This is a genomic window from Streptomyces roseofulvus (assembly GCF_039534915.1).
Classification (GTDB): Bacteria; Actinomycetota; Actinomycetes; order Streptomycetales; family Streptomycetaceae; genus Streptomyces; species Streptomyces roseofulvus.
Window position 1 is genome coordinate 7,793,919 of the sequence record NZ_BAAAWE010000001.1, and the last position, 13,419, is coordinate 7,807,337.

General features: G+C 75.3%; 11 protein-coding genes. 5 read left to right on the plus strand and 6 right to left on the minus strand.

What is annotated here, in order from left to right; all coding sequences use genetic code 11:
* Positions 1–4 precede the first annotated feature (4 nt).
* Together ABFY03_RS35840 and ABFY03_RS35845 are read right to left on the minus strand one after the other, a co-directional pair.
* On the minus strand, positions 5–1,579 hold the full coding sequence (locus tag ABFY03_RS35840) for a glycerol-3-phosphate dehydrogenase/oxidase (protein ID WP_346171962.1): 1,575 nt from the start codon (positions 1,577–1,579) through the stop codon (positions 5–7).
* Entirely contained in the window at positions 1,576–2,175 is a 600-nt protein-coding gene (locus ABFY03_RS35845) for a TetR/AcrR family transcriptional regulator (RefSeq protein ID WP_346171963.1), read from the minus strand. Before ABFY03_RS35845 ends, ABFY03_RS35840 begins: the two co-directional genes overlap by 4 nt.
* A gap of 74 nt (positions 2,176–2,249) precedes the next feature.
* On the opposite strand from ABFY03_RS35845, the gene ABFY03_RS35850 reads away from it, so the two are divergent.
* Together ABFY03_RS35850 and ABFY03_RS35855 are read left to right on the plus strand one after the other, a co-directional pair.
* Positions 2,250–3,845: an FAD-binding oxidoreductase gene (locus ABFY03_RS35850; RefSeq protein WP_346171964.1), complete on the plus strand. Its 1,596-nt coding sequence runs from the start codon at positions 2,250–2,252 to the stop codon at positions 3,843–3,845.
* Between the two features lie 31 nt (positions 3,846–3,876).
* Positions 3,877–4,758, plus strand: coding sequence for a diacylglycerol kinase family protein (locus tag ABFY03_RS35855; RefSeq protein WP_319007421.1), 882 nt, complete (start codon positions 3,877–3,879; stop codon positions 4,756–4,758).
* Positions 4,759–4,820: 62 nt separating this feature from the next.
* Here ABFY03_RS35855 and ABFY03_RS35860 read toward each other — a convergent pair whose 3' ends face one another.
* From ABFY03_RS35860 to ABFY03_RS35870, 3 genes are all read right to left on the minus strand, one after another.
* Entirely contained in the window at positions 4,821–5,036 is a 216-nt protein-coding gene (locus tag ABFY03_RS35860) for a ferredoxin (protein WP_319007420.1), read from the minus strand.
* Between the two features lie 14 nt (positions 5,037–5,050).
* Complete coding sequence (locus ABFY03_RS35865) at positions 5,051–6,244, minus strand: cytochrome P450 (protein WP_319007419.1); 1,194 nt, start codon at positions 6,242–6,244, stop codon at positions 5,051–5,053.
* A 140-nt stretch (positions 6,245–6,384) separates the two neighbouring features.
* Complete coding sequence (locus tag ABFY03_RS35870) at positions 6,385–7,299, minus strand: dienelactone hydrolase family protein (RefSeq protein ID WP_346171965.1); 915 nt, start codon at positions 7,297–7,299, stop codon at positions 6,385–6,387.
* Between the two features lie 107 nt (positions 7,300–7,406).
* Here ABFY03_RS35870 and ABFY03_RS35875 point away from each other — a divergent pair, with 107 nt between their 5' ends.
* The gene (locus tag ABFY03_RS35875) at positions 7,407–8,393 is read left to right on the plus strand and encodes a GlxA family transcriptional regulator (protein WP_346171966.1); all 987 of its coding nucleotides are present in this window, start codon (positions 7,407–7,409) and stop codon (positions 8,391–8,393) included.
* 40 nt (positions 8,394–8,433) lie between these two features.
* The gene (locus ABFY03_RS35880) at positions 8,434–10,518 is read left to right on the plus strand and encodes an AMP-binding protein (RefSeq protein WP_346171967.1); all 2,085 of its coding nucleotides are present in this window, start codon (positions 8,434–8,436) and stop codon (positions 10,516–10,518) included.
* Between the two features lie 6 nt (positions 10,519–10,524).
* On the opposite strand, the gene ABFY03_RS35885 is transcribed toward ABFY03_RS35880, so the two are convergent.
* Positions 10,525–12,318, minus strand: coding sequence for a GNAT family N-acetyltransferase (locus ABFY03_RS35885; RefSeq protein WP_346171968.1), 1,794 nt, complete (start codon positions 12,316–12,318; stop codon positions 10,525–10,527).
* Between the two features lie 119 nt (positions 12,319–12,437).
* Between ABFY03_RS35885 and ABFY03_RS35890 the strand changes: the two genes are divergently transcribed.
* The gene (locus ABFY03_RS35890; protein ID WP_319007414.1) at positions 12,438–13,409 is read left to right on the plus strand and encodes a DUF2332 domain-containing protein; all 972 of its coding nucleotides are present in this window, start codon (positions 12,438–12,440) and stop codon (positions 13,407–13,409) included.
* The last annotated feature ends 10 nt before the right edge of the window (positions 13,410–13,419 follow it).

Genomic DNA, 13,419 nt, shown 5'->3' on the forward strand with positions numbered 1-13,419 from the left:
CCGTTCAGCCCACCCGGGACGCGTCGGCGAGGGCGGCGCCGGCCGCTTTCTCGGCCACGGCGCGGTCCTGCGGGACCAGGCCGATGCGGGTACGGCGGTCGAGGACGTCGGCCGCGTCGAGGGCCCCCTCGTGACGGACGGCCCACACCAGTTCGGCGCCGGTGACGGGGTGGCCGGGCACCACGGGTTCGGCGAGCGCCGGGTCCCGGAGGCCGAGGGCGTGGACGGCCGGGGCCTCGGAGCCGTACCGGTGCACGAGTCGCGCCGGGACGTCGAGCCCGGCGAGGACCCGCGGGGCGGCGGCGCCGACCAGCGGGACGGACGCGGTGCGGCAGGGCCCGGCCTCCAGGGCGCGGGCGGCCACGGCGGCGTCGACGGCGTCCTGCGCCATCCGCCGGTACGTGGTCAGCTTGCCGCCGACGACGGTCACGACGCCGTCGGGGGAGGTGAGGACCGCGTGCCGGCGCGAGATGTCGGCGGTGCGGCCCGACGCGTCCCGGGTGTCGAGCAGCGGCCGCAGGCCCGCGAACGCGCCGACGACGTCGGACCGCCGGACGGTGACGTCCAGCGCGGAGCCGAGTACGTCGAGGAGGAAGCCGATGTCGGTCTCGGGGACCTCCGGCACGTCGGGGACGGCGCCGTCGAGCGGCTCGTCGGTGAGCCCCACGTACACCCGTCCGTCGCCCTGGGGGAGGACCAGCACGAAGCGGTTGGTCTCGCCGGGGATCGGGATGTGCAGGCCGGCGGAGAGCCGGCCCAGGTCCTCGGCGCGCAGCACCAGATGGGTGCCGCGCGAGGGCCGCAGCCGGACGTCGTCGACGAGTCCGCCCGCCCACACGCCGGTCGCGTTGACGACGGTGCGCGCGCGGATGCGCAGCGTCTCGCCGGTGGTCTCGTCGCGTACCACCGCCCCGTCGCCGTGCAGTTCGAGGGCGCGGACGCGGGTGAGGATCCGGGCGCCGTGGGCCGCGGCGGTGCGCGCGATCGCGGTCACGAGGCGGGCGTCGTCGGAGAGCCGGCCGTCCCAGGAGAGCAGTCCGCCGCGCAGTCCGGTGGGCCGCAGGGCGGGGGCGAGGTGGCGGGTCTCGACGGCGGAGAGGGTGCGCGGCCGGGGGAGCGTGCCGCGCGAGGTGCGGGCCCCGACCCGCAGCAGGTCGCCCGCGAGGAACCCGGCCTGCGCGAGGGCCGCCTGGGCGCGTCCCACCAGCGGGGTGAGGGGCAGCACGAAGGGCTGGGCGCGGACCAGGTGGGGGGCGGTGCGCTCCATGAGGACGCCGCGCTCGACGGCGCTCTCGTGGGCGACGTCGAGCTGGCCCGAGGCGAGGTAGCGCAGCCCGCCGTGGATCAGCTTGGAGCTCCAGCGGGAGGTGCCGAACGCGAGGTCGTGGGCGTCGATCGCGACGACGCCGAGCCCCCGGGTCGCCGCGTCGAGCGCGGCTCCGGCCCCGGTTGCGCCGAGCCCGACGACGAGCACGTCGACGGTGCCGGCGGGGCCGTTCGCGAGCTGGTCGAGCTCGCGCCGGCGGCGCTCGGCGTTCAGCGAGGATCCGGGCAGGGCGGTGCCGCTCGTGGGGTTCACGGGGTGAGGGTCCTCTCCAGCAGGGTGCGCAGCTCGTCGAGGAAGGCGGCTTCGCTCAGTTCGGGGTCGCTCTCGTCGGTCATGGTGCGCAGCGAGAGCGTGAAGGACTGGACGACCAGCAGCAGGGAGCGGGCCTGGAGGTCCACCCGGGCCCGTCGCACGGACCCGTCCTCGTGGCCGTCCTCCAGCGCGCCGTGGAGCAGGCCCAGAAGGGCCTCCTGGCTGGCGCCCCGCCGGTCGAGGATGTACGGCAGCAGCAGCTCCGGGTCGACGTCGAGGATCTTGTGGAAGAGCGGGTGCGCCCGGAAGGCGGCGGCGCCCGCGACGAGCCCCTCGACGATCCGCTCCCGCTCGGGCCGGTCGTCGTCGGACGGGGGCATCGCCCCGGCGGCGACGCCGATCCACTCACGGGTCATCAGGTCGCCGACCAGGCTGCGCACGTCGGGCCAGCGCCGGTAGAGCGTCATCCGGGACACCCCCGCGCGCCGGGCGACGTCGGTGAGGGTGGTGCGTCGTACGCCGACGGCGAGCACGCAGTCGCGTGCGGCGTCGAGCACGGGATCTCCGTCTGCATGGTTGTGACGAATGGGCGTCATCTGTCACAGTGTAATGCCAGTGCGGGCCGAGCGGCAGAGCCGTCCGTGAAACAGACCGTGAGGAACCTCTCGAAGTGGACATGTTGTGGAGCGGCTGGGGCGACCCGGCCAAGGCGGCACCCCTGCCCGACGCGGTCACCGGCCTTCTGCGCGACCTGCTCGGCGTCACCCCCCGCGAGGGCGGCCCCGCCGCCCTCGACGCGATCGAACCGCCCGCCCCCGCGCTCACCGACGAGGCCCGCGCCGCGCTGCGCAAGGCCGTCGCCGCCCCGGACGGCGTCCGGGAGGACGCCGAGAGCCGGATCCGCCACACCCGCGGCAAGTCCACGCCGGACCTCCTCCGCATCCGCTCGGGCGAGGTCGAGGACGTACCCGCCGCCGTCGTCCTCCCGGCCGGCCACGACGAGGTCCTCGCCGTGCTCGCCGCCTGCGCCGAACACGGCCTCGCCGCCGTGCCCTTCGGCGGCGGCACCTCCGTCGTCGGCGGCCTCGCGCCCACCACCGAGCGCCCCTTCGTCGCCCTCGACCTGCGCCGCATGGACCAGCTGCTCGCGCTCGACGAGGTCTCCCGCACCGCGACCCTCCAGCCCGGCCTGCGCGGCCCCCGCTGCGAGGAACTGCTCAACGCCCAGGGCTGGACGCTCGGCCACTTCCCCCAGTCCTTCGAATGGGCCTCCGTCGGCGGCTTCGCCGCGGCCCGCTCCAGCGGCCAGGCCTCCGCCGGCTACGGCCGCTTCGACGAGATGGTCCTCGGCCTCACCGTCGCCACCCCCGAAGGCACCCTGGAGACCGGCCGGGCCCCCCGCTCGGCCGCCGGACCCGACCTCCGCCAGCTCGTTCTCGGCTCCGAGGGTGCCCTCGGCGTCATCACCGCGATCACCGTCCGCATCCGCCCCCTCCCGGCCCGCCGCGTCTACGAGGGCTGGCGCTTCGCCTCCTTCGAGGCGGGCACGGCGGCGCTGCGCCGCCTCGCCCAGGACGGCCCCCGCCCCACGGTGCTGCGGCTCTCCGACGAGTCGGAGACCTTCGTCGGCCTCGCGCAGCCGGACGCCATCGGCAGCGCCGAACTCCCCCCGAACCCCGGCTGCATGGCGATCGTCGGCTACGAGGGCACCGAGGAGGAGACCGCCGTCCGCCGCGCCGCCGCCCGCGAGGTGCTGCTCGCCTGCGACGGCGCGTACCTCGGCGAGGAACCCGGCGACCGCTGGGAGCACGGCCGCTACAACGCCCCCTACCTCCGCGACTCCCTCCTCGACGCCGGAGCCTTCGCCGAGACGCTGGAGACCGCCGCCTTCTGGTCCGCGATCCCCGGCCTCTACACGGCCGTCCGCGACGCCCTCACGACCACGCTCACCGAGGCCGGCACCCCGCCCCTCGTCATGTGCCACATCTCGCACACCTACGAGAACGGCGCCTCCCTCTACTTCACCGTCGTCTCCGCGCAGGGCGAGGACCCGGTCGCCCACTGGGAGCCGGCCAAGCGGGCGGCCAACGACGCCATCCTGGCGGCCGGCGGCACCATCAGCCACCATCATGGCGTCGGCACCGACCACCGCGACTGGTACGTCCGGGAGATCGGCCCCCTCGGCATCCGCATGCTGCAGGCAGTCAAGGCCGAGATCGACCCGTCCGGCGTGCTCAACCCCGGAGTCCTCGTCCCCGTCCGCTGACCACCTCTCCCGCCGCCCGGAGGCCTGATCCATGCGCCACTTCACCGCCGTCGTCAACCCCACCGCAGGGGGTTCCAGCGGCACGGCCGGCCTGCTCCCGCTGGCCCGGCTGCTCCGGGAGGCGGGCGCCGGACTCGACACCGTCTACAGCCGCAGCCTGGAGCACGCCCGCGAACTCGCCCTGCGGGCCGGGGAGCGGGGCCACGTCGTCCTCGCCGTCGGCGGCGACGGCATGGCCGGCGGGATCGGCGGCGCGCTCAGCGGCACCGACACCGTGCTCGGCCTCGTGCCCGCGGGCCGCGGCAACGACTTCGCCCGCGCCCTGGGACTGCCCACCGACGCGCCGGGGCTCGCCGCCGTCCTGCTCGGCGGCGAGCCGCGCGCGGTCGACACCATCGAGGTCGAGTCCGCGACCCACGCCAGGACCTGCGTCCTGGGCAGCGTGTACGCGGGCGTCGACGCGGTCGCCAACCGCCACGCCAACGCCTCGCGGATCCTGCGGGGCGCGGCCTCGTACTACGCCGGCGGGCTGCGGGCGGTCCTCGCCTGGAAGCCCGCCCACTACCGCATCACCGTCGACGGCGTCCGCCACGAGCGCACCGGCTACACGGTGGTCGCGGCCAACTCCGGCTTCTACGGCTTCGGCAGGAACATCGCGCCCGGCGCCCGCCTCGACGACGGCCTGCTCGACGTCGTGGTCATCCGCGAGGCCCCCAAGCGGCTCTTCTTCGCCATGATGAACGAGCTGAAGACCGGCGCCCACCTGAACCGCCCCCAGGTCGAGATCCTGCGCGGCAAGGAGATACGCGTCGAGGCCGACCGCCCGCTGCCGTACGGCGCTGACGGCGAGGTCGACGCCACCCTCCCGGTCACCCTCCGGGTCCGCCCCGGCGCGCTCCGGGTCCTGGCCTGACCCGGACCCCGTCGTCGAGGCGCCCCCGGCCCGCACCGCGCGGACCGGGGGCGCCCCTCCGCCTACGCGCCGCCGGACCCCGGAGCGTCCCGGAGGACGATCGCGCCGGACGGGCACACGCCGGCCGCCATCCGCGCCGCCGCACGGTCCGCGGCGGCGGGCTCGGCGTCCAGCAGGACCACGAGCCCGTCGTCCGGGTCCTGGTCGAAGACGGCGGGCGCGGTCATCGCGCACATCCCCGCACCGATGCAGCGCTCCCGGTCCACGCTCAGCCCCATCCCCGCCGCCCCCGTCACTTCTCGTCCCAGGCGACCGGGAGGCTCTTCACCCCGTAGATGTCCGCCGTCTCCGGGCGCAGCGGGACCTCCTCCGCCGGCACGTCGAGCCGCAGCGAGGGGAAGCGGTCGAGCAGCGCGCGGAACGCCACCCGCATCTCGATCCGCGCCAGCTGCTGGCCGAGACACTGGTGGATGCCGTGACTGAACGCCAGGTGCCCGTCGAACGGCCGCCGGACGTCCAGCACGTCGGGGTCGGTGAACCGCTCCGGATCACGGTTGGCCGTGTTGTACGAGAGGACCACCGTCGTCCCCGCCTCGACGAGCTGCCCGCCGACCTCGACGTCCTCCAGCGCCGTCCGCATGAACGTCTTGGCGACGCTCAGGTACCGCAGCAGCTCCTCCACCGCCCCGTCGATGAGCGAGGGGTCCTCGCGCAGGGCCGCCAGCTGCTCCGGGTGCCGCAGCAGCGCGTACGTACCGAGCGCCAGCATGTTCGCGGTGGTGTCGAACCCGGCGGCGAGCAGGATCAGGCTGATCCCCTTCAGCTCCTCGTCGGTCAGATCGCTGTCCGTGAGCTCGCTGAGCACGTCGTCGGTCGGGTGCGCGCGCTTGGCGGCGACGAGCCGCGCCAGGTACTCCTGCGTGGCGGTGTACGCCGCGATCAGCTCCTCGTCGCCGACCTCCCCGCCCATGAAGGCGTCGATCTGCTGCTGGAAGGAGGCGCGGTCCTCGTAGGGCACCCCGAGGATCTCGCAGATCACGATGGTCGGGATCGGTTTCGCGAACGCGGTCACCAGGTCCGCCGACGAGCCGGCCGCCGCCATGGCGTCCAGACACTCGGCGGTGACCTGCTCGATCCGCTCGGTGAGCAGCCGCATCCGCCGCACGGTGAACTTGCCGACCAGCGGCTTCCGGTAGCGGCTGTGCTCCGGATCGTCCATGAGCAGGAACTCGCCCGGCGGCGCCGGCGGGATCTCGAAGTCGACCACGTTCAGCAGGTCCTTGCGCGAGCTGAAGCGCGGGTCCGCCAGCACCGACCTCACCAGGTCGTAACCGGTGATCAGCCAGCCGGGCATGCCGCCCGGGTGGGTGAGCCGGACGATGGGCCCGTGCCCGCGGGCCTCGACCAGCTCGGCCGGCGGGTCGAACGGGCACCCGGGCCGACGCTCCGTCGGCATGGCCGCGACGGTGTGGAGGGATTCGCTCATGGCCGTTCCTCTTCTCGCGCAATGACGTGGTTGACGATTCCCGAAAGCTACGTTGCGTTCAGGGGTTCGTCAATCTCAATATGAGGAACGCCCAGGTAGGCGAAGGAAATTGGTGCAATGGGCCGCCTTCGAACGCAACGTCACGTTGCAATGGAAGACCTCGGGGGCAAGGCGAGCCGGTCCGCGAGGAAGGCGATGATCTCGTCCCGGGCACGCACGGTGGGGTGACCCGCGGCATCGACCAGATGAGCCGTGACGACGCTGTGCGGGCAGCCGACCACCTCGCGGAAGAACGGCGGCGGATCGGGGTGCGCCGCCTCGTCCGGCAGCACCCGCCCGTCGAACGCGTCACCGAGGAGCGCCCGGTACGCGGCGAACCTTCGGCCCGTGCACCAGCGGTCGTTCTCGAACCGGTACGCGAGGACCTTCAGCCCGTCCCGCCGCACCCGCTCGGCCACCGCCGCGGCATCGTCCTCGCCCAGTTCGAGCCCCGCGGGATCGTCGAGCGGCAGCGACGGATGGTTGACGACCGGCGCCACCACCGCCGGCTCCAGCGTCATCGACAGCGCGAAGTTCCCGGTGAAGCAGAGCCCGACGGCCCCGACCCCCGGCCCGCCCCGCTCGGCGTGCGCCGCCCGGGCCAGGCCCCGCAGCCACCCCACCACCGGACTGGTCCCACCGCCCGCGAACGCCCGGAACTCGGCCGCGACGCACGCCCGCCGCACCACGGTCTCCGCCGCCTCGGCCCGCGGATAGGCCCCGTCGACGCCGAACAGCGACGGCAGGTACACCGAGAACCCCGCCTCCCGGACCCACCGCGCGAACCGGGCGACGTCCGGGCTGATCCCCGGCATCTCCGGCATGATCACCACCGCCGGCCCGGCCCCGGACACGTACACCCGCTTGGCGACGCCCCCCACCTCGACCTCCCGGCGCTCGAAGTCGTCCAGCCGATCGTCGCCCTGCCTGCCCTGCCTGTCCTGTCTGTCCTGTCTGTCGTGCTTGTCGTGGGTGTTCCGGGTGCTCCGGCTGCTCTGCCCGTGTGCGCTTCCCATACGGGCAGGATGAGGGGGCGCCGGTTCCCCGGAGAACCGGCGATATCGCCGAGTCTCCGGGCGATACCGCCACCCCGCCACCGTCCCTCGTCCGCCGGAGGTCCCGCATGAGTCCCCTGCGCGTGAGCGTGCTCGCCTATCCCGGCTGCTTCGCGTCCGAGGTCTTCGGCGTACCCGACCTCCTCACCATGGCCGGGCACGTCGCCGCCGCCCAGGGGCGGGCGGAGGCGGCGTACGAGACGACCGTGGTCTCGCCGCGCCGGCGCGTCCTCGCCTCCGGCGGCTCCCGCGTCGACGTCTCGGCCGTGCGCCCCGCCGACGTCCTCGTCGTGCCCGGCTTCGCACTGTCACCCGCCCTCGACCTGGACGCGACGCTCGCCCACCTCGCACCGGAGACCGCCACCATCAAGGCCCAGGCGGAGGCGGGCACCGCCGTCGTGTCGATCTGCGTCGGCGCCTACCTCCTCGCCGAGGCCGGCCTGCTCCACGGCCGCGAGGCCACCACCAGCTGGCTGTACGCCGACCGGTTCGCCCGCCGCTACCCCGACGTCCGGATCCGCCCGGAGCACCTGGTCGTCACCGACCGCGGGGTGACGACCACCGCCGCCTTCAGCGCCATGTACGACTTCGCCCTGCGCCTCGTCCGCGACCACGACGGCCCCCGGGTCGCCCGCGGCACCGCACGCGTCGCCCTCCTCGACGACGCCCGCGCCACCCAGACCCCCTACGTCGACACGGACCTCCTCCCCGCCACGGGCCACGCGTTCGCGGCCGGCGTCATGCGCCGGCTCGACCAGAACCTCGCCGCCCGCTACGACCTCCCGGCCCTGGCGCGGGAGTTCGGCGTCAGCACCCGCACCCTGCTCCGCCGCTTCGGCGCGGAGACCGGCCGGACCCCGCTCGCCTACCTGCAGGCCGCGCGCGTCCGCCGCGCCCGCCACCTCCTGGAGACCACGGACAGGACCGTCGCCGCCATCGCCGCCGACGTCGGCTACCGCGACCCCGGAACCTTCACCGCCCTCTTCGTCCGCCACACCGGCCGCCGCCCGAGCGCCTGCCGAACCGCGAAGGGCCCTATGGAGAAAGGGCGTTGAGAACCGTGAGCCGTGGGGACGTCGGTGTCATCATCGATCCATGACGCAGCGATCCGACTCCGGTCGCCCCACCGGGACCACCGCCGACACCGTCCTGCATCGCTTCGCACACTGGGCCCGGACCACCCCCGGGGCCGTCGCCGTCGCCGCGGGCCCGCGCCGCCTGACCTACGCGCGGCTCGACGCGCGCGCCGCCCTGCTCGCCCGCGACCTGCGCGCCTCCGGCCTGCCGTCCGGCGGCCTCGTCGCCGTCGGCGTCTCCGACCGGACCTCGCTGGTCGTCGCGATCCTCGCCGTCCTCAAGGCCGGCGGCGCGTACGCCGTCCTCGACGCGGAGCACCCGCACATCGGGCGGCGACAACTCGCCGCCGTCGAGCCCTTCGCCCTGCTCACCCGGCCCGCCGACCGAGCGGCCCTCGACACCGGCCACGGCCCGCCGGTCGTCCTCCTGGACACCGACCCCGACACCGTTACCGACACTGACGCGCAAGCCGACGCGCAAGCCGACGCGCAAGCCGTCGCGCAAGCCGTCGCGGAAACCGACGCGGCAGGCGACGTAGAGGCCGCCCAGGAGCTCGCCCCGGCGCCCGGCGCCCTCGCGGCCCGCCTGTTCACCGCCGCCGCCGAGCCGCGCTCCGTACCCCTCACCCACGACGTGCTGCTCGCCGCCTACGAGGCCTGGGCCGAGGTGACGCGGGTGACCCCGGCGGACCGCCACCTCATCGCCACCGGCGCGGACGTCAGCGCGTTCGCCGCGGGCTGGACCCGCGCCCTGTGCTCCGGCGGAACCCTGGTCCTGCCCGCCGCCGCACCCCGCAGAGCGGGGGCCGGCGACGACCTCCCGGCCCTCGTCGCGAGCGAGGGCGTCACCGTCCTGTACGCGGGGCCCGACGGCGCCGCCGACCTCCTCGCCCGCGCCCCCACGGACCGGCGCGACCCGTACCCCGCCCTCCGGCCGCTGCGGCTGCTCGCCGTGACGGGGGACCGCCTCCACCTCGACGAACAGGCCGCCCTGCACACTCTGCTCCGCCCCGGGGCCCGCGTGCTCAACGTCTACGGCCTCGCCGAGACGGCCGGCACCGGCACCTGGCTGGAGCTGCCGTGCCTGCGCGACCCCGTCGACCTCCCGGAAGGCCCCACGCTGCTCGGCACCCCCTTCCCCGGGTGCGCCGCCGAGGTGGTCGCGGGCGAGATCCACCTCACCCCACCGGGCGGTGGCCGACCGATACCCACCGGCGACCTCGGCCGGGTCCGCGAGGACGGTCTGCTGGAGTTCGCGGGCCGGATCCGCGACCGCATCACCCTGCCGGGCCGCCGCCCCCTCGACCCGTACGCGGTCGAGACCGCGATCCGCGGCCACGAGGGCGTCGGCGCGGTCGTCGTCACCGGCGTCGACGGCACGCCGGACGGCCGCGGCGCACGCGGCACGCGCCGCCTGGTCGCCTACGTGACACCACCCGCCCCGTCGTCGGGGACCGCCGTGCGGCCCGACGTAGCGGAGCTGCGGGCCCACCTCGCCGGCAAGGTGCCCGAGGAGGACATGCCGCAGGCCGTCGTCCGCGTCCGCAGCCTGCCGCGCAACCGGGCGGGCCAGGAGGACCGCTCGGCCCTGCCCCTCCCCGCGCGGCCCGGAGGAGGGGCGAGGACGGCGAAGGCCGGAGCCGCCGCGCCGGGCGAAGCCCCGGCGTCGTGCGGCGTCGTCTGGGGGACGGTGGCGTTCGGGTTCGTCGCCGTCCTCCTCACGGACGTCCTGTGGCCCGGCTCCACCGACCTCGCCGGGGTGCCGTCCCCCTGGTCGGCACTGTTCGGCCTGTTGTACGTCTTCGAGTGGCTGTCGTTCGGCGCCGGTGCGGTGTTCCTGTTCTTCGGGCGTCCGACGATGCGGCGCCGCGGGCGCGGACGGCCCCTCACCACGCTCGCGCACCTGGCGGTGGCGTACCTCCTGATGGCCTGGTGGCCGCAGGACAACTTCTACCGCCTGGCGGCCAAGAACGACTGGCCCCGACAGGCCGCCCTCGTCTACGCCTTCAACATCCCGCTGATGCTCGCGGCCGGAGTCGTCGCCCTGTACGCCCTGAGCAAGCCGAAGAACCCCCAGGGCGCGGAGGAGGACACCACGATCTGACGGCGGTCACCGGCGTGACCCGGCGCCGTCCTCCTCCAGCCCGGCGAAGTCCGCCCCGACGCGCCGGGCCCCGGCCCTGACCAGCGCCTCGGCCGCGTCCAGCACCTCCGGGTCGCGCGCCGCCACGAGGAACCCCAGCCAGGGCGAGGGCTCGAAGGCGCCGGTCGGGATCGCCGGGACGAACACCGCCCCCAACCCGGCGCACTCCCGCGCGAGTTCCCGGCAGAGGTCGTCGAACGGGGCCTCGGGCAGGCGCGCCCCGAGTCCGACACGGTCGACGATCCGGACGAGGTGCCCGGCGCCCCGCAGCGCGTCGAGCCGGGCCGCCACCATGAAGGCGACCGACGGACCGGTCAGCCGCAGGTTCGTCTCCGTCGGCGCCAGCCGCCCCGACCCGTCGGCCACGAAGTCCACGTCGAACCAGCCCCGGTACCCCGAGTCCGCCAGCTCGCGCCCCACCGCCCGCCCGAACGCGACGAGGGGCCGCTCCGCCCACGCGGGCACCACCGAGGGCCCCACGGTGGCCCCCGCGTAACAGCCGTCCCGGACCTCCATCACCGCACCACCGACCACCCACACCCGGCCGTCGGCGTCGACGAACCCGTCGCAGGTCAGATCGCGCGGGCCGCCCGCCGCGTCCCGCTCCGGCCCCGGGACGTACTCCTCCACCAGCAACGGCCCCCGCGGCAGCCGGCGCAACACGGCCCGCACCCCGCCCGCCTCACGCACCCGCCGGGGCGTGACGATGAAGGTCCCGGAACCGCCCACGCCATGCTCGGTCTTCACCACGGTGGCCTCCCCGGCGCGCACCCGGGCACCCAGCAGCCGGACCGCCTCCCGACGGGTCCGGGCCCGCCACTGACCGGGCAGCACGATCCGCGGATGCCCGCCGCGCGCGAGGATCCCCGCGAACAGCTCGTGCGCCGCGGACTTCGACTCGTACCGCAGCTCTCCCTCCCCGAGGGCCCGCCCGGTCACCTCGCCCAGCGCCCGGGTCCACCCCCACGCCACCCACGGCAGCCCGGTCTCCGCCAGCCGCCCCAGGAGAGCGGGCCGCCCCCGCAGCGCGTCGACCAGCCCGCCGCCCCCCGGACCGACGAGGCCGTCGTACACCTCCACCGCCGACCAGCCCAACTCGCGGCCCACCCGCTCGATCCAGCCGCGCGGCACGACACGCGGCAGCACCAGCGCCGCCGGCTCCGGACTGGAGAAGGCGGCGAGACAGGCGTAGTGATCCGCCGCGGCCCGCCTCTCCCGATCCCCCTCACCGTCCCCGAACTGCGCGTGGAAATCGGCGACGTTGCCCACGTGCACGGCCGGCGCGCCGCCCGTCCACGCCCGCGCCCACTCCGGCAGCGGGACGGGCGCCACCTCGAACCGCACCAACTCCTTTACTCCACAGGCGTCATCACCGACCGCGGCCCCCATCGCCCGGTAGAACCCGGCCGCGTGCGGATCGGCGTCGATCACCAGCCGGCCGACGCCCAGCTCCGCAGCCCGCCGCACCACCTCCCGGTACAACAGCCGCCCCACCCCGCGCCCCATGGCCGCCGGCTCCACGAACAGCAACCCCAGCGCCGCCGTCGGAGGCTCCCCCTCCAGCGAGGCGACGCCCAGCACCCCACCCCGCGCGTCCTGCGCGACCACGATCCGCCGGACCGCGACCTCCTCGGCCCGAATCCGCAGCTCAGGAGCGCACGCCGCGAGAAAGGCGGCGTCGTACCCCCAGGACGCCTTGGACCGCAGCACCAGCGCGCTCAGCGTCTCCGCCTCGTCCGCCCGCCCCTCCCTGACCTCCACCCCGCACCGACCTCCCCCACGCCCCACACGTGCCGCCATCATCCCCGGCCCTCTGGCATGATCACCGGATCGTCGGACCGACAGCGGACGGCGGCGTGACGAAGGGCGCGGTGAGACGGATGGCGAGCGAGACGTCGGCACGGTACCTGCGGTTCGCCGCGACGGAGGCGCGGGGGCACTCCCCGTCGTACGAGCGGCTCGCCGGGGGAGTGGCCGACGATCCCGGCCTCCTCTCCCTCGTCGACCAACTCCCCGGCGAGCGGCGGCAGCCCAATCTGTTGCTGGCCGCCGTGCGCTTCCTGAACGGCCCGGTCGGCGACGACTACGCCGCCTTCCGCGCGTGGACCGTCACGCACTGGACCCGCGTCCGGAACACGATGCTGGAGCGGCGGACCCAGACCAACGAGCCGGGCCGCTGTGCCGTCCTGCTGCCGGTCCTGGCTCGGCTGCCGCAGCCGCTGGCGCTCATCGAGGTCGGCGCGTCGGCCGGCCTCTGCCTCTACCCGGACCGTTACGCGTACCGCTACGACGGCGGAGCCGTGTTCGGGGAAGCGGACAGCCCGGTCGTCCTGGACTGCGTGACGACCGGTCCCGTGCCGCTGCCCGAGCGGCTGCCGGAGGTCGTCTGGCGGGCCGGCGTCGACCTGAATCCGCTGGACGTGTCCGAACCGCAGGACGTGCACTGGCTGGAGTGCCTCGTCTGGCCCGAGCAGCACGAACGTCTGGCGCGCCTCCGGAACGCCGTCGGCGTCGCCCGCACCGAACCCCCCACGCTCGTCCGCGGCGACCTCGACGCGACGATCCGCGACCTGGTGGCGGCTGCCCCCGCGGGCGCCACACCGGTCGTCCTGCACAGCGCGGTCCTCGCCTACCTCCCGCCGGAGAAGCGCGCGTCCTTCGCCGCCACCATGCGGGACCTGGCCTGCCCCTGGATCTCGAACGAGGCCCCGGGCGTCCTCCCCGCCGTCGACCGCCGCCTCCCGCCCCTCCCGGAGGCCGACGGCCTCCTCTTCACCCTGGCCCTGAACGAGCGGCCGCTCGCCCGCACCGGCCCCCACGGTCAGTCGCTGGAATGGCTCCCCACGCCGTGAGGACGACGGC